The organism is Cupriavidus sp. PB-02 (genome assembly GCF_058252315.1).
Genome location: NZ_JBXPSX010000003.1, coordinates 802,179 through 818,242 on the forward strand (window position 1 = coordinate 802,179; position 16,064 = coordinate 818,242).

Annotated in this window: 12 protein-coding genes and 4 pseudogenes; 11 read left to right on the plus strand and 5 right to left on the minus strand. The window is 61.2% G+C overall.

The window, feature by feature from the left end; all coding sequences use genetic code 11:
• Positions 1 to 287: 287 nt before the first annotated feature.
• On the plus strand, positions 288 to 539 hold the full coding sequence (locus tag AC10V3_RS38170; RefSeq protein WP_022540207.1) for a hypothetical protein: 252 nt from the start codon (positions 288 to 290) through the stop codon (positions 537 to 539).
• Between the two features lie 56 nt (positions 540 to 595).
• Here AC10V3_RS38170 and AC10V3_RS38175 read toward each other — a convergent pair whose 3' ends face one another.
• Complete coding sequence (locus tag AC10V3_RS38175) at positions 596 to 1,483, minus strand: hypothetical protein (RefSeq protein ID WP_374063804.1); 888 nt, start codon at positions 1,481 to 1,483, stop codon at positions 596 to 598.
• Positions 1,484 to 2,830: 1,347 nt separating this feature from the next.
• On the opposite strand from AC10V3_RS38175, the gene AC10V3_RS38180 reads away from it, so the two are divergent.
• The 6 genes and pseudogenes from AC10V3_RS38180 to AC10V3_RS38205 all read left to right on the plus strand — a co-directional run bounded on the left by AC10V3_RS38180 (position 2,831) and on the right by AC10V3_RS38205 (position 8,942).
• Positions 2,831 to 5,953 (plus strand): ATP-binding protein, encoded by a 3,123-nt coding sequence (locus AC10V3_RS38180; RefSeq protein WP_349608303.1) that lies wholly within the window; start codon positions 2,831 to 2,833, stop codon positions 5,951 to 5,953.
• Positions 5,954 to 6,067: 114 nt separating this feature from the next.
• Positions 6,068 to 6,224: pseudogene (locus tag AC10V3_RS38185) on the plus strand (FAD-binding protein); the annotation flags it as partial.
• 47 nt (positions 6,225 to 6,271) lie between these two features.
• Positions 6,272 to 6,409, plus strand: coding sequence for a BBE domain-containing protein (locus AC10V3_RS38190; RefSeq protein ID WP_490924682.1), 138 nt, complete (start codon positions 6,272 to 6,274; stop codon positions 6,407 to 6,409).
• 37 nt (positions 6,410 to 6,446) lie between these two features.
• On the plus strand, positions 6,447 to 7,115 hold the full coding sequence (locus AC10V3_RS38195) for a DUF1326 domain-containing protein (protein ID WP_349608305.1): 669 nt from the start codon (positions 6,447 to 6,449) through the stop codon (positions 7,113 to 7,115).
• Positions 7,116 to 7,246: 131 nt separating this feature from the next.
• The gene (locus AC10V3_RS38200) at positions 7,247 to 8,038 is read left to right on the plus strand and encodes a DUF2182 domain-containing protein (RefSeq protein ID WP_349608307.1); all 792 of its coding nucleotides are present in this window, start codon (positions 7,247 to 7,249) and stop codon (positions 8,036 to 8,038) included.
• Between the two features lie 85 nt (positions 8,039 to 8,123).
• Positions 8,124 to 8,942: a DnaJ-like cysteine-rich domain-containing protein gene (locus AC10V3_RS38205; RefSeq protein WP_022540217.1), complete on the plus strand. Its 819-nt coding sequence runs from the start codon at positions 8,124 to 8,126 to the stop codon at positions 8,940 to 8,942.
• Positions 8,943 to 9,106: 164 nt separating this feature from the next.
• On the opposite strand, the gene AC10V3_RS38210 is transcribed toward AC10V3_RS38205, so the two are convergent.
• Together AC10V3_RS38210 and AC10V3_RS38215 are read right to left on the minus strand one after the other, a co-directional pair.
• Positions 9,107 to 10,051, minus strand: a complete 945-nt coding sequence (locus AC10V3_RS38210; protein WP_022540218.1) for a histone deacetylase family protein — start codon at positions 10,049 to 10,051, stop codon at positions 9,107 to 9,109.
• Positions 10,052 to 10,582: 531 nt separating this feature from the next.
• Positions 10,583 to 10,840 (minus strand): calcium:cation antiporter family protein, encoded by a 258-nt coding sequence (locus AC10V3_RS38215; protein ID WP_022540220.1) that lies wholly within the window; start codon positions 10,838 to 10,840, stop codon positions 10,583 to 10,585.
• A gap of 29 nt (positions 10,841 to 10,869) precedes the next feature.
• Here AC10V3_RS38215 and AC10V3_RS38220 point away from each other — a divergent pair.
• Positions 10,870 to 11,319: pseudogene (locus AC10V3_RS38220) on the plus strand (ISKra4 family transposase); the annotation flags it as partial.
• Between the two features lie 25 nt (positions 11,320 to 11,344).
• Here AC10V3_RS38220 and AC10V3_RS38225 read toward each other — a convergent pair.
• Together AC10V3_RS38225 and AC10V3_RS38230 are read right to left on the minus strand one after the other, a co-directional pair.
• Positions 11,345 to 11,848, minus strand: a pseudogene (locus tag AC10V3_RS38225) (IS3 family transposase); the annotation flags it as partial.
• A gap of 68 nt (positions 11,849 to 11,916) precedes the next feature.
• Positions 11,917 to 13,149 (minus strand): annotated as a pseudogene (locus tag AC10V3_RS38230) (reverse transcriptase domain-containing protein); the annotation flags it as partial.
• A gap of 29 nt (positions 13,150 to 13,178) precedes the next feature.
• On the opposite strand from AC10V3_RS38230, the gene AC10V3_RS38235 reads away from it, so the two are divergent.
• From AC10V3_RS38235 to AC10V3_RS38245, 3 genes are all read left to right on the plus strand, one after another.
• The gene (locus AC10V3_RS38235) at positions 13,179 to 13,466 is read left to right on the plus strand and encodes a DUF5372 family protein (protein ID WP_035828052.1); all 288 of its coding nucleotides are present in this window, start codon (positions 13,179 to 13,181) and stop codon (positions 13,464 to 13,466) included.
• A gap of 52 nt (positions 13,467 to 13,518) precedes the next feature.
• Positions 13,519 to 13,851: a DUF6788 family protein gene (locus AC10V3_RS38240; protein WP_349609875.1), complete on the plus strand. Its 333-nt coding sequence runs from the start codon at positions 13,519 to 13,521 to the stop codon at positions 13,849 to 13,851.
• A gap of 136 nt (positions 13,852 to 13,987) precedes the next feature.
• The gene (locus AC10V3_RS38245; protein WP_490924334.1) at positions 13,988 to 16,060 is read left to right on the plus strand and encodes a recombinase family protein; all 2,073 of its coding nucleotides are present in this window, start codon (positions 13,988 to 13,990) and stop codon (positions 16,058 to 16,060) included.
• Positions 16,061 to 16,064: the final 4 nt, after the last annotated feature.

Below are 16,064 nucleotides of genomic sequence, written 5' to 3' on the forward strand. Positions count from 1 at the left end.
GACGCCGGCGTTGCCAGGGTGCGGCGATAAGACACGATAACGTTGTGCTTATCGCGTCGCAACGGTCCGAATGCAGATGTATCCTCCGATCTATTCACTCCTGAAACATACCTTTGGCCGATATTGCGTCGATAGTTCGATCGCTACGATTCATTGCGATGTAATCAATTGCATTCTGATACCCGCATCGCATGAGTTGGTCGCGTGACATCGAGCTTAGCGTAGGGGCCCAAGCAAGTGACCAGCATGTAAAACACGGGGCACGTTGGGTAAGGAGGGAGAATCCCATGACCCAAGACATCTTCGAAGACGTGGTGATGATCCAGAATCGGTACCGCGAGTGGGTCCAAGGCGGCCGGAAGGATGAGGCTCTGGGAGACGCATTGCTCCGTGAGTTAAGGAAGCGCCTCACCATCTTGTTCCGCGTTCCTGGTGACCTGACTTCCCTAAAGCAAGCCAAAGGGGGCTCAGGCTTGGAGTTGACGGTGCTGCGGACGGACAAGATGACGTTAGATACGCCACCGTTCTACATCGAGTAGGACTGGTCGGATAGAAGCCAGGATCCTGGGAATTTAAGCCACGAGCCTTGACACAGTTATCGCGTACGGATGTAAGCGTCGAAGAGGCCCGCGTGCAGGCCGCGTAAAGTCTTTCGTCGTTCAACCAAATCATGCTGCCGGCCTTCGCGCTCAAGGAGCAATAACTCCAGCATGATTCGCATCCCCTGTTCGGGTAACGTGCGCGTCGAGGGCTCGGACCCGCGTAGGAGGGCGGCAAGCCCAGGTTTCTCTGTCAGTGCCCACGCCGGAAACCACGCAAGATCATCGATTGTGCCGTCACCGTCGAAATTCGCATCGAATACCCGGCGTAGCGCCAGCAAAGACGAATCACCGAGCGCTTGCATCAGCGCGCCAAGCTTCCTCGGCGACAACCAGGCAAGCTCGGCCAAGAGCGACCACGCCGGTTCAAGCCCCTGGAGCCGGTAGACCGTCTCGGCCATCCAAGCGAGCGTGATTGGAATACGTCGCCACGACCCGATCCGCTTTATGCTTTCGCGTGCCGCAGTCCACTCCGCTGCGCGCATCCATAGCGGCGCGGCATGCCATTCCGGCATCTCGCGCTCAAACGGCAATTGCGAAGCGGCTTGCGCAACGGCTCGCCACAGCGATATGCACCAGGCCATGCCAGCCGCGTCGCCGAATGCGCGGCGGGCCGCCAGCACGCTCGGCGAACACCATGCCTCGCAGGTGTCACGTAGTGCCGCGTGACTAGTGATGGGCTCTTGGACAGGATACTCAAGAACGCGTACCAGTATCTCGAGGGGCGGCACGAGCGCGTCGGCTGGATATTCCGCGGCCAGCCGACGCAGTGCTTCACGCCCGGCGGCGGCATTGCGTTGCTCAAGCGCGGCAAGCACGTCATTGCGAAGCATGACATCGCGGCTATGTTCGAAGAGATCGAGCTGATTCGTCACGGCGTTCAAGTTGATATGCCCGATTCCAGCCCTGTAGGGGGGCTCGGAATTACTGGGAGGCAACAAGTCTGCGAGGAATGGTAGCTCGTGCGGCCAAGACGGGCAATCGGCGACTGGCCTGCTTTAACTGCCGTGCAACATATGAGGGTGCGGTGCCTTCATACACATCAGGCGTACCTGTTTCTGCGAAGGGCACGTCCGGAGAAGGTTGGCCGCCGCGCTGCGACGAGCCGAGCGGGCCGAAGCGGAGGGGGCGCTGGCCAGCCAACTGCTGGCAGGTTGTTCGTACTGCGTTGCGCTGCTTGGGGCCGCCAGCCCTCGGACAACTGCGGATAGCGCCATGGCGTCAAACTTGCCCGTACAATCTCGCATCTTCGTTGGGGGCACAAGGCATAGAGGACGTTCTGATTCTCGCCGGCGGAGGCCTATTGCTCGTCACGCCCTATACTATTCCTGCCAAAAAAAGTGAACGATGCAGTGGCCTGTCGCTCGACTGCCAGCCCTGCGCAAAAATACCCTGCCGCCAGCACCCTGGCCATTGTCAAGCCGTAAACGCCATCTGCTCCCGGAGCCCGAACTCCGCTATATCAGCTCGTGGCCCGCATTAACGCACGCACGCCCTGACCGACGCCACCTTTTTATCTCAGCGGCCGGCGACGCTCATCGCCTACTGGAGTGGGGCGGTGCGGCAGCTCAATGAGCCGCTGGCCCTGCTAATCTACGAGAAGCTTCTGATCTACCCGACTTGCACTTCGGGGCGGGGTAGTCCATGTGAATCCAAACTTCCGTTTTTCTGCAGGGGGGCTCGACGTGACGATGTCGCGCAGCCCTGGCGGGCAGAGCCCTATCAAATGCTTCGCAGGGCTTCGAACATGGAATGTCCTTGGCTCGTCAAGCGGGGGTAAGCCTTGCCGCTATCGCTATCTAGTCGCCACGACAATCCTGGCTGTGCGCCAGGGCGACTACGTTCTGCCCCGCGCAGCCGCTTCCACCGAGTCTTATGAGCGGGCAGTCGTGGGGCTGATTGCGTAGCTGAAGCAGCAGCTGCCACATCGCAGTAGCGGAAGCCGCGGTGGCCACCGCCGACGCAATGGGCTGGATCCTTGGCCCGACCCGGCAACGGTCGCGGGAATGGACCTACAATGAATACTTAGGCAGGCGGGATGTGAACAGCACAGCACAATCCCGCGGATCCGGCCCGGAAATCGGAGTCGACACTTATCAAGCTGCTGATCGGCTTGTTATCGACAGTTGGACCGCAGCCAGAGGAGCCAAATGCCGAGTGACACGAGCGGGGCCGGTGGCGAACGGTCGACGCGGTTACAGGTCCGCCTTCTTGGTGCAGTCGAGATAATCTTGGACGGCCGGCCTCTTCGCGCCTTCAACTCTCTTCGCTTGCAACGGTTTCTGGGGTTGATCGCGTTACAGAGAAACCCGCAGCACCGCTCACGACTCGCGTTCGAGCTCTGGCCCGACTCCGACGAATGTCAGGCGCGCACGAACCTCAGAAAGCTGCTCCACGATTTTCGTCATTCCCTTCCCGACATCAGTGAGTTCGTCGAGATCGACAACGAGACTGTCCGGTGGATTCCGAGTGGGCCGAGCGAGGTCGACGTGCTCAGGTTCCAGGAGGCCATCGCGACCGGTGATTTCGAGCTCGCCGCACGCCTCTATTCGGGCGATCTCCTCCCGGCTTGTTATGACGAATGGGTCCTGGATGAGCGAGCGAAACTTCGAGCTGAGGCGTATGGGGCCCTGATGCGGCTGACTGAAGAGGCTGCGAGGCGCGACGACCACAAAGCCGCGATCAAGCATACCCAACGCATTATCGAACTGGAGCCGACCGACGAAGCGGCCGCTCGAATTCAGATAGAAGCACATCTCGCGCTTGGCGATAGAGCCGCGGCGCTGCGCTCCTACCACCGGTACGCGGAGGTGCTCGAGCGCGACCTCGCGGTGGCACCAGGCGAGGCGCTCCGAACCATGTACCAACAGCTCCGGGCTGGCACACTCAACCGCAACGAAGTGCAGGGCAAGGACCTACCTGTCGCCGAATCGTCTTTCGTCGGCCGCGAACTTGAATGGAACCAGCTCATCGAGGCTTGGAACACAGTACGGGAGAGGGGGGCACATCTCGTGTTGGTGACCGGGGAACCGGGGATCGGAAAATCCCGTCTCGCACTGGAACTCGGCCACCGTGTCCGAGCAGAGGGACACGTGGTGGCATCGGCTCGTGCATATGAGGCAGCGGGCAGATTGCCATGGGGTCCCGTCGTCGACCTACTCCGATCTGATGCTATTAGAAGCCACATCGACACGCTGGGCATGGTCTGGAGGGCTGAGCTTGCTCGTCTGCTGCCCGAACTCCGCCACGTTTCCCAGCCATCTGAACGGAGCCAGTCGGGCGACCTGGCCCAGCGGCATCGGCTGTTCGATGCTGTGAGCCGAGCCATTGTCGCGGACAATCGCCCGCGCTTGCTGATCATCGACGATCTCCAGTGGTGTGACGCCGAGACCATCGAGTTGATCGGTTTCGTTGTCCGTTCCGGACAGACGGCACCGGTCCTCATCGTCGGTACTGTCCGCTGGGAGGAGATCCCACAGCATCATCCCCTCGTTGGACTCGTCGACGCCTTGGGCCACGACCAGGCAGTGACCACCGTGCCACTCGACCGACTCGCCGAAGCCACCACTGCGACGCTCGCTGCTCGGCTACGCGCTGAGGATACGATTGATGCGAAACTGGCGGCACGTCTCTGGAGCGAGACCGAAGGCAATCCACTCTTTGTCATTGAGGCTCTTCGAGCAGGGATCTCCTCTGATGGAAGTCAAGCAGTGCTCACGCAGACGATGCGGGCGGTGCTGCGCGCCCGACTGGGCCAACTAACTGACGGCGCTCGACAACTAGCCGAAGTGGCGGCCGTTATCGGTCGGCCTTTCTCAGTCGGTCTGATGGTCTCGGCCACTGGGATCGACGAGCACGAGCTCATTGATCACGTCGATGAACTCTGGCGTCGACGGATCATCCGCGATCAGGGGTTCACATACGATTTCAGTCACGACAAGCTTCGGGCGGTCGCGCTGGAGATGGTCGGCCCAGCGCGTCGACGCCAACTCCACCGGGCTGTCGCCGAGGCGATTGCGGTCGAGCTTCACGGCGATATCGACGCGGCCAGCCCGCAACTGGCCGCACACTACGACCAGGCCGGCATGGTCGAACTGGCCATCGACGCCTACCGCGTGGCGGGGGGCCGAGCGGTGGCCGTGTCGGCCCTCGAAGAAGCGGTCACCATGTTTCAGCGAGCACTCGCACTGCTCGCCGACCTGCCACCGTCACGCGACCGCGATGCACTCGAACTCGAAATCCGGATCGCCCTCGGACCCCCGCTTGTTGCCCTCGACGGTTACGGCTCCAAGGGGGCGCACCAACTCTACGAGCGAGCCCTTTCGCTTTGCCGCAAACTTCACAGACCGGTGGTGCCGCCGATCCTCCGTGGTCTCGGCCTCGCCCGGCTGCAGGGCTGCCGCTTCGACGATTGCGATGAACTCGCTCGTGCCCTTCTCGAGCATGAGAGTCATGATCCGGTCGCCAGGACAGAGGGCCGGTATCTTCTCGGCGTGAGCGCGTTCTGGCGGGGCGATCTGGCCAGAGCACGTCACTATCTCGATGGCGCTATCGAAGCCTACGACGTATCCCATCGCGACGAGCATCTAGCGTTGTACGCCCAGGACCCGAAGGCGGTTTGCCTCGTACGGCTGGCCCTCGTCGAGCTGTGGGCCGGAGATGCCGGCAGAGCCGGCGACACAGCTCGATCTGCACTTGAGATCGCCGTGGCTCTCGATCATCTGATGACGTTGGCGTACGTCATCACTTACGCGGCAATTCTAGCGGGCGAATCCGAAGATCTCGCGCGCCTCGCCGAGCTCCTCGCGGCCGCCGACCTTTTATGGAAGCGTCTTTCGGAGCGCTACCTCATGGTCGTCGTGGAAGCCCTTCGGGGCTGGCAGGAGGTCTGCGCGGGATCGGCTGGCGGCATTGAGAAAATCGTGCGGTCGGTGGGGCGCTCGCGTACCGAAGGGGAGACCTTGCACCTGACCTACACACTCCTTCTTCTCGCCCGGGCTCGCGGCATGGTCGGCGAGTTCCGTCAGGGACGAGCCGCCACACGCGAGGGGCTCTCGTTGTCACACAGGTGGAACCAGCGCTATCTCGAGGCCGAGCTGTGGCGAGTCGACGGTGAGCTGGCTTATCGCAGCGGGGAAACCGAAGCCGCTGCCGCTTCTCTGCGCAGCGCCATTGAGACTGCCAGCGCGCAAGAGGCGGGCTGGCTAGAGCTTAGGGCGCTCCACGCCTTCGCCAGGCGATTTCCCGATCAGACACTGCGTGAGCGACTTGGGGACCTCATCAAGAATATCCCGTCGGGTCATGATCTCCCGGCGTTCCGGGCAGCCTCCAGCCTTCTGCGCGAGCCCGGTTGAGAGGGAACGCTTTTGGAACGCCCCAGGGCCTATCCTTCGCGCATCCTTGGTGACGCGGATGCAGAGGAGCGCCCCATGAGCGACACGATCAAGGCATTGACCGAAGCGGTACGGGGCCGCATCTCGACGACCGGGGTTGGTGGCCTGACGCTGGGCGGCGGCATCGGCTACCTGACCCGCGGCGTCAGTCTCTCCATCGACAACCTGCTGGCGGTCGATGTCGTTCTCGCCGATGGCCGGCAGGTCACCGCGAGCGATTACCAGAACGCCGCCGCTATTCATCCCCACTCGGGCGGCGATGGGGGCTACGTCAACTTCATGTCCAGCGACGACGATCACCGTGCGCCCGCAAACTATGGCGCCAACTACCAGTGGCTTGCGGCAGTGAAGGCGACGTATGATCCGGACAACCTCTTCCACCTGAATCAGAACATCGCTCCAGCAAATGGGCACTGAGAATCATGCCTTTCATCCAGTCAGGGGGGCAGACGAAATGAGTAATCGATGGCTTTTCAAGAGTGAAACTTATGACAACTGCAATTGCGCTGTGAATTGCGGTTGCCAGTTCAACTTGCCGAGCACCCACGGCTATTGTCAGTCTGCCTTCGTCGGTAAAATCATTGAAGGCCATTTCAACGACACGCCGCTGGCGGGGCTGAATTGGGCGGCGCTGTACAAGTGGCCTGGCGAGATCAAGGACGGAAACGGGAAACGCCAGATCGTTATCGACGAACGTGCAGATAAAGCTCAACGGGTAGCACTGGAAGCAATTATCTCGGGCGGCGCATGCGAACCATTGAGCAATCATTTCTCCGTATTCGCAACCACATGCTCAGAATTTTGCGAGACATTGTTCCTACCGATAGATCTCGAGGCAAACTTGGAACTCAGAACCGCAAAAGTTGATATACCAGGCATCATGAGGAGCAGCGGCAGACCAATAATCAACGAGTTTACTGGTCAACCGTTCCACATTGCGTTGGCACGGCCTAGCGGCAGTTTCGAGTTTACCTACGCGGAGATCGGGCAAGGGACGACCTCGGTGACAGGTGACATGGAGATGGCGTTCGAGGATTCATGGGCGCATTTTTGCGTTCACCACTTCAATCAGGATGGGCTGGTCCGCGAAAGATCAAGGCTCACGGCATGGCTTGATACCTGACGTTCCGGAAGGGACCGTTGTCGAGGTGGCGCAGACAAGCCATATTCGGAATTCGGCGAACATGATCGGGGGGCAAAGTGAGAACGGTACCCATCGACGCCACACTTGAGGCAGCGGTCAGGCGCGATCGCTTGGTCGTCGTTACCGCGCTTACTGCGGTTATCGCTCTGTCGTGGGCGTATCTGCTGGCCGGCGCCGGCATGGGCATGTCGCCGTTCGAGGTGACCCGCATGTCGCAGCGCGGGATAGCAACGGGCATGTGCGACGGGGGCATGTCCGGCATGGCGATGGTGGCGCCTGCAGTGTGGACGCCCGGCTATGCAGTCCTGATGTTCTTCATGTGGTGCGTTATGATGGTGGCGATGATGCTGCCCAGCGCGGCGCCGATGATCCTTTTGTTTGCTACGGTCAATCGCAAGCAGCGCGACACCAGGCGTCCCTATGTCCCGACAAGCATATTCGCAATGGGCTATCTTGCCGCCTGGGCTGGCTTCAGCTTGATCGCGGTGATCCTGCAGTGGGGGTTCCAGCGGACCGGTATCCTTTCACCGACGCTCGTCGCCACCAACACGATCTTCAGCGGTTTCCTGCTGCTCGCCGCCGGCGTTTACCAGCTCACCCCGATCAAGCATGCCTGTCTTCGCCACTGCCGATCGCCGCTTGCATTCCTTAGTACCCGTTGGCGGTGCGGCGCCCGCGGGGCGCTCCGCATGGGTCTTTTGCACGGCGCTTTCTGCGTCGGCTGCTGCTGGTTCCTGATGGGGCTAATGTTCTTCGGCGGCGTGATGAACCTCTATTGGATTGCGGGACTCGCGCTGTTCGTACTGTGCGAAAAGACTGTCCCTGCGGGGCACTGGCTCGGCTACGCAACGGGCGTCGCTTTGCTCGTCTGGGGTGCCGGGATGCTGGCGCTCGCGTTCTGAGGCGGCATGCAGGCATCACGCCGCCTGTCTAAGAGGAGACCGCGCCAAAACGGGGGCAAACGACCTTGAGGTTTCTGAGAGGACAATGAGCCACCTAGAATGGGCCAATGGCATCCGATCCTCGGCCGGCTATCGCCGTCCTGCAACTTCGAATTGCTCTGCGCGGCTTGAGGTCAAACCGCAGCAGGTGCGCTCCCTGAGTCTCGAAGGCGAGAAGGACATCGACTCGGTCAACCCGAAGGTCCTGTACTTCCACGTCGATGGCGGCTATCCGAGCGAAGTCACGCTGTATCTGCGCGCGCGCAGGTTCAGCTCGCTCTACTACACGGAACTGGGCAAGCACAGCCACACCGCCAGCGTGACGATCAACGACACCTCGATCGTGCTCACCCACAACCACACCGCTTCCGCCACCGAGACCGACCCGGCCGGCGGCCACGGCCACAACCTGCTGATCGACGTGAAGGTATCCGAAGGCGATCCGCGCGGCGTGGACATGCAGGACGTCAGCGACTGCGGCTGGCCGCCGGACCAGATCAGCACCGTGGCCGATCACACGCACAAGATCACCAAGCCGCAGATCGACAACTGGGTCAAGACCGATGTGCACCACCACTCCGGCAGCGTGGTGACCAACAGCAGTTTGAGGGCGGCCTTCACGGTTGGGATCATTATTGTTATTGTTGGTCGATGGGTCACCCGACGCCTCGGAAGACGTAGTACCGGCCGCGGAGGCGGCGACACGCGCATGTATTGCACGCGCTGCCATAACAGCGGTAGACGCGTCTGCGACCGTTGCGATGGTGCCGGCTTCGTCCGCGACTTCCAGGGGAATCCCGGCACTTGCCCACGGTGCGTCGGGGCTGGTCGGCTGAGCTGTGAATGTGGGCGCAGTTCTTACTGATGGCATGTTCCCCCAGCGCCTGGGTGAGGACCGGTCGAGAGCCGCCTGGAGAGCGCGCCTGCGAGCGTGCGTGCAACGCTGGACAGTGTCATGAAGAGTTCCGGGGCAACCGTCATGCGCGACGACGTACTATCGGCGCTGAACGCGGTCGCGCCGCTGTCTGTTCACTCGGCATCGAGCTGCATCAGAGCGCTGACATGAGCCATCGCACTCGTGGCCAATGCGTCAAGGCTATAGCCCCCTTCCAGGATTGATACGATGCGGCCGTCGCACGTCTCGTCGGCAATCTGCATCAGTTCCTTGGTGATCCAATGGAAGTCGCTGTCCTCCAGGTTCATGCCAGCGAGGGGATCCAGGCGGTGCGCGTCGAATCCCGCGGAGACAATGAGGATTTCGGGGGCGAACGCCCTTAGCGAGGGAAGCACGAGGGCGGAAATCGCGGCACGAAACTGCGCCGGCTCACAGCCGCGAGGCAACGGAACGTTGACGATATTGTGGTTCACCCCTGTCTCGGACCGGGCTCCGGTACCGGGATAGAAAGGCGACTGGTGGCTGGATGCATAGAACAGCTCCGGGCGGTCGAAGAATGCTGCCTGGGTTCCATTGCCGTGATGCACATCGAAATCCACCACAGCGACGCGCTCGAGTTTGTGGACCTCATAGGCGTAGGCTGCCGCGATCGCCGCCTGGTTGAAAATGCAAAAGCCCATCGCCTTCGCCGGTTCAGCGTGATGGCCGCACGGCCGCGTCGCGCAGAACACGTTACGCGCCTGGCCGTCCATCACCGCATCGACACCCGCGCAAGCAGCGCCGACGCAGCGCATGACGGCTTCCCACGAGCCCGGCGACATGACCGTATCGCCCGCGTCCAGCGGCACGTATCCCTGGGTGGGGGCGCTTTGCGCGATCTCGTCGATGTAGTACGAATCGTGGATCAATTGCAACTGCTCGACGGTGCCCATTGGCGCATTGCGCCATTCCAGCGAAGCGAACTCCGGCGTTCGCAACGCCCGCACGACGGCTCTCAGGCGTTCGGGCGACTCCGGATGGTGCGGCCCGGGGCGGTGCTCGAGACACGCGGTGTGGGTATAAATAATCGTAGTTGTCATGTTCGGCTGTACTCGGTTTCAACCGGCGACGTTCCCTGAATCGCTCACCGGTGGCCTACGTCGATCGTCACGCCAATCCTATCAGATATGTAATATATCAGGAGGGCCCGGTGTCGCCGGGGCGCACGAATACCAACTGTCCAGCCGGTTTTGAAGAGTCGCAGCGCCAGCCAAATAAATGTCGGTACGGCCGTGCGTTTTGTGCTGGGTATTGATCTTTTTGATGGGTGGTCCCGTCGGGCGGTGGCGCTGGCAGGAAGGGGCAGAGTCCCGCTCAGGGGGGCGGTTGAAGCCGCGATGGCCCGCTCCAGGTCCAGCCGGTTGAGAGCCGCTGCCGCTTTGTGCCCGGCGCCTTGGCCAGGGTTGCCTTGATCTTGTCGCATTCGGTCTTCGGCGGACTCTTTCCGCCGAACGCCCGGGTCAATCATGAACCGCCGATCATCCGCGAAGAAGGTCTCTAGCCGACCCTTGTCGGACACCTGGAGAACGTTGGACGAAGGGGGCAACATGCAGCGATGCGGTCATTTGTTCCTAGCTCGGGAGGAAGAAAAAGGTGAGGGCAAGGGCAAGATAGACGACCAGCAACTGCGCGCCCTTGAACCAGTCGGCGTGCCCATCGCTCGCCATTTGCGCCGTGACTGGCACTGACAAGATGACAATCAGCACAAGGGCCGGACGGAACGCGAGGTCCATCGGCGCCGGACCGAGGAAATGGCATGCCAGCACCGGCGAGACGAACAGCGCCCCCTGGACGCTCGAGCCGACCGCAATGGAAAGCGACAGGTCCATGCAAGGGCCGGCACGGCCCCAGCAACGCGGTATTGATCAAGGCACTGCATAGCGCAAAGTGGCACCTGTGGCACGGCTGCCCCTATCCGGCGTTGCGCCGATTGGAAAGCCTGGGCTGGGATCTGGACGCTGAGGCCAGCCCCGAAGAGGCCAAGCTCATCGGCAAGCTCGAGGAGTTCATCGTCTACCTGGACAACAACCGGCACTGCATCGTGAACTACGGTGACCGATATCGGCACGGGGAGCCCATTGCATCGGGGTTCGTTGAGTTGGCCATCAACCAGGTGGTGAGCAAGAGGTTCGTCAAACGGCAGCAGATGGCCTGGCGGCCTCGGCACGCGCAGAACTTGCTACAAATCCGGACGGTCGTGCTCAATGACCAGTTGCGATCGCACGTTGAGCGATGGCTTCGCGCTCTGCCTCGGGCCCGTTCGCCAACTGTTGGGCAGCGAGACCGCGCCAAATCGGGGGCTGACTAAGCAGCAAAGCGTTGGGGTGTAGTGGTCAAGTTATTTCGGACAGGCAGATAGGTTCTTTCACTGTCGTTTCCGTCTCGTAGGCGGCGGGCGACAGATAGCCCAAAGTGGAGTGCAAGCGCACCGGATTGTAGAAAGCGATGATGTACTGGTTGATGTCGCGCCGTGCCTCATCGTGGTTGGCGTACTGCCGCTGCCACACGCGTTCCATCTTGAGGTTCAGGAAGAACCGTTCCATCACCGAATTGTCCCAGCAATTTCCCTTGCGGCTCATGCTGCAAACCACGTGATGCTGCTTGAGCAACGCCTGGTATTCATCGCTCGCGTACTGGCTGCCCCGGTCGGAATGCAGGACCAGTCCCGGCTCTGGCCGGCGCTGCTGCAACGCCATGGTCAGTGCCGACATGACCAGTCCGGCCGGCATGGTGGGAGCCATCGACCAGCCAACCACACGACGCGAGTACAGGTCCAGCACGACCGCCAGATACAACCAGCCCTGCGCCGTGCGGAGTAGAGTAAGAGACAGGGCGTAGTCGGACTATTTCCCTGTCTCTCCTCTCCGAACCGGACTTGCGCCTCTCAGCGCATCCGGCTCTCCGTTCAAGTGTTGCTCATAGCAAAGGCGACATCGGGGTAGCGCGACTCGATGGTACGGCGTGTCTCATCGCGCAGGATAAACGGATTTTCTGTCAGGGTCCGCCAAGTAAAACGACCTTTGCGACTGGTAACGAGACGTCGAAGCGCCACCACCCCATACCACCCCCGACTGTTCTGGCCTTGTAACACCCATGTTGTAGCCTGTCCCGGTTCCGGCGCCCGGATGCAGTCGCGCATCAGCGACCTGAACCCGCGCCGGTACTTGCGCGCGAGCCAGTATCCGAGTTTCCAGAAGACCGTTCGGTCTATTTTCTTGAACATGGTGGCCGTATAGTCGGTGTATTGATAGAAGGCAGCCCAGCCAGCGATCTGCCGATTCAGGCTTTCCATCAGGTCCATCCTGTTCATGCCGTAGTTGCCCGACAATTGCTTTACGAGCCTCCCGGCAAAGCCTCGATACTTCTCCCACGGTATGGTCGTCACAGGCCGCATGCGGCCGCGTGGCCCACGCTTGCGAATAATCCGGTGACCGAGGAAGACAAAGCCGTCGTTCACATGCGTGATATGGGTTTTCTCCATATTTAGCGTGAGCTTCAGGTCGCCTTCAAGGAACCCACGGCACGCTTCGCGTACTGCCTCAGCATGTTCACGGGTTCCCTTGACCACGATCACAAAGTCGTCCGCGTATCGACAGTAGGACACTGCTGGCTTCCACTGCCGGCTTTCTCGAACAGCAATGGGTCGCTGTTTGAGAATTGCGAAGTTCCACGCCCACCGATCCTTCCGCACTTTCTTGTTCAGGTAGTTCCGTTCCATCCACGCATCGAACTCATGCAACATGATGTTGGATAAGAGAGGCGAGATGACACCGCCCTGAGGAACGCCTTCGCTTGCAGCACGAAACAGCTCGCGATCAACACAACCCGCCTTGATGAACTTCCAGAGCAGGGCAAGAAAGCGCTGATCGGCAATCCGCTTGCGAATCCCCTTCATGAGCAGCCGATGATGAACCGTATCAAAGTAGCTGGCGAGGTCGCCCTCGATAACCCAACGTCCCGCAGTACTTTGTTCACCGCTGTCTTGTAGCTGGAGCTTCACCGCGCGAATCGCGTGATGTACGCTACGGGCAGGCCTAAAGCCATATGAAGCCGGGTGGAAATCGCTCTCCCATATCGGCTCCATCGCCATCAACATTGCCCGTTGCACGATCCGATCCCGCAGGCTCGGGACGGTCAGCGCGAACTGCACAAGCGCTCAACGAGCATTTGGGATGGGCTGAGATCCGCCATCCGTTTCATCCGCTCCGGGGCCAGCGTTATCCGGTCCTGAAGACGCGCCGGGTGGCGGGCGTCGACACATTGCTGCTGGGTCATGTCGAGCGCGGCAGCTTCAGCATTGCCCGCGAATGGACCGACTGGGGCGCGCCTGCTGTCGAAGACGATTGCGAGATCCCTGTGTCTCGCTTCGATCTGGGCATGCTGCTGGAGCTGATCGCGTTGATCGATCAGCTTGCCGCTTCGTCCTCCAAGAAGTCATCAACCAAAGGAGCTTGATCAATGCATTTCATTGCCCTACTATCAGACCAGTTTTTAACGTGGTCCGCCAATGGAAGATATTCCGTCGTCAACATTACGCAGGCGTCGCGCGCAATTGCTCAAGCAAATGCCGGCGTTGGACACGCTCTTGCGGGGCTCGCTCATCGAACGCTACAAGCGCTGTGGCAAGCCTGGCTGCAAGTGCGCCGATGGCCCAGGTCATGGCCCCAAGTACTACTTGTCGGTGAGTTTTCCCGGGCGCCGACCACAAATGGACTACGTGCCACAAGCCGATTTCGCCGACGTCACCGAACGCCTGGCGAGCTATCACCGTGTCCGCGAGATCATCGAGGAGATCTGCGAGATCAATCGCGAACTATTACGCCGCCGCGAGGCGCTATAAGGGGCGTCGGTGAGCCAGTGGCCGCTGTCGCTCACCGACTCCATCGACCTGCAATCGGCCGGCGTACTCATCGCCAACATGCTCGAAGCCTGGCTCACCGCAGAGCCCGCGCTGGAGTTGACCGAGGAGGCCGTCGATGAACACCAAGATCACCCCCCAACATCAGAGCAAGCCGGCGTACATCTATATCCGCCAATCGACGCTGGCCCAAGTGCGACACCATCAGGAGAGCACGGAGCGCCAGTATGCGTTGCGCGACAAGGCGCTGGCATTGGGCTGGCCACAAACGTCGATCCGGATCCTGGATCGGGACCTCGGTCAGTCAGGCGCGCAGATGACGGGCCGCGAGGATTTCAAGACGCTGGTGGCGGATGTCTCGATGGGGCACGTGGGCGCCGTGTTTGCGCTGGAGGTCTCGCGCCTGGCGCGCTCGAATCTGGACTGGCATCGCCTGCTCGAGTTGTGCGCGCTCACCGGTACCTTGGTCGTCGACGCCGATGGGTGCTACGACCCGGGCGACTTCAACGACGGCCTGCTGCTGGGCCTCAAAGGCACGATGGCACAGGCCGAATTGCACTTTTTGCGCGGGCGCCTCCAAGGCGGCAAGCTCAACAAGGCGCAGAAGGGTGAGTTGCGCTTTCCACTGCCAGTCGGCTTGTGCTATGACGACGACGGCCGCATCGTCCTGGACCCCGATGACGAGGTACGCGGCGCCGTGCAGTTGGTGTTTCATCTCTTTCGAGAGACCGGCAGCGCATACGCGGTCGTCAAGCGCTTTGCCGAAGGTGGCTTGCGCTTTCCCAAGCGCGCCTATGGCGGCGCTTGGGCGGGCCGGCTCATCTGGGGGCGCCTGAGCCATGAGCGCGTGATCGGCCTGATCAAGAATCCTTCGTATGCGGGCATTTATGTCTTTGGACGGTACCAGTACCGGCAACGCATCACGCCACAGGGAGAGGTCCAAAAGCGCGTGCAGCCGGTACCCAAGGCGGACTGGCGTGTCCATCTGCCCGACCATCACGAAGGGTATATCACCCCGGAGCAATTCGAGCGCAACCAGGCACGCCTGGCGCGCAACCGAACCAACGGCGAAGGTACCGTGCTCAGCGGTGCGGCGCGTGAAGGATTGGCGCTGCTTCAGGGGCTGCTGCTATGTGGCTGCTGCGGTCGGGCGCTGACCGTGCGCTACCAGGGTAACGGTGGCATCTACCCAATGTACTTGTGCAATGCGCAGCGCCGCCAGGGTTTAGCGACCAGAGATTGCATGAGCGTGCGCAGCGACCTGCTCGACAACGCGATCGGCGAAGCAATGCTCGCGGCCCTGCGGCCAGCCGAATTCGAACTCGCCGTGACCGCCCTGAACGAACTCGAGCAGCGGGATCACGCCATCATGCGTCAGTGGCATATGCGCATCGAACGCGCCGAGTATGAAGTCGCTCTTGCCGAGCGTCGCTATCAGGAATGCGATCCCGCCAACCGTCTGGTCACGGGCACCCTCGAGCGGCGCTGGAATGACGCGATGCTTCGCCTCGAAGCGATCAAGACGGAAGCCGCCCAGTTCCAGAGCCAGAAGGCGCGCGTTGCCACACCCGAACAGAAGGCCCAGATCCTCGCACTGGCGCACAATCTGCCGCGCCTCTGGCGTGCTCCGGCGACCCCGGCGAAGGATCGCAAGCGCATGCTGCGACTGCTCATCCGGGACATTACGGTCGAGAAACTGCCCGCAACCAGACAGGTGGTCCTACACGTGCGTTGGCAGGGAGGCAAATGTACCGACACCACCGTGACTTTGCCCAAGCCGGTCGCCGACGCGGTGCGCTATCCCACTGCAACCGTCGAGCACGTGCGCAAACTGTCGCAACATTTGTCCGAGCCACAAATCGTTGCGCACCTTAATCAGGAAGGCCTGCGCAGCCCAACTGGCAAATCGTTCACGCTCTCCATGGTCAAATGGATCCGCTACCGGTACGGGATTGCGGCGACCAACTTCATGCGGCCCGACGAACTCACGGTCCAGCAACTCGCTCACCGACTAGGCATCAGTCCACACGTCGTGTATTACTGGATTGAGCGCCAGGTGGTCCACGCTCGTAAGCTCGACGGGCGGGGCCCATGGTGGATCACGCTGGATCCCGTCAAGGAACAGCAACTGCGGGACTGGGTGCGCACTTCAGGGCATCTTCGGGGGCAACATTCCCACACTCAACTGTGAGAGG

Coding starts and splice junctions, on each gene's coding strand:
- AC10V3_RS38170 (WP_022540207.1), top strand. CDS start 288: ATGACCCAAGACATCTTCGAAGACGTGGTGATGATCCAGAATCGGTAC.
- AC10V3_RS38190 (WP_490924682.1), top strand. CDS start 6,272: ATGTCCAGCGACGACGATCACCGTGCGCCCGCAAACTATGGCGCCAAC.
- AC10V3_RS38195 (WP_349608305.1), top strand. CDS start 6,447: ATGAGTAATCGATGGCTTTTCAAGAGTGAAACTTATGACAACTGCAAT.
- AC10V3_RS38205 (WP_022540217.1), top strand. CDS start 8,124: ATGAGCCACCTAGAATGGGCCAATGGCATCCGATCCTCGGCCGGCTAT.
- AC10V3_RS38210 (WP_022540218.1), bottom strand. CDS start 10,051: ATGACAACTACGATTATTTATACCCACACCGCGTGTCTCGAGCACCGC.
- AC10V3_RS38215 (WP_022540220.1), bottom strand. CDS start 10,840: ATGGACCTGTCGCTTTCCATTGCGGTCGGCTCGAGCGTCCAGGGGGCG.
- AC10V3_RS38240 (WP_349609875.1), top strand. CDS start 13,519: ATGGAAGATATTCCGTCGTCAACATTACGCAGGCGTCGCGCGCAATTG.
- AC10V3_RS38245 (WP_490924334.1), top strand. CDS start 13,988: ATGAACACCAAGATCACCCCCCAACATCAGAGCAAGCCGGCGTACATC.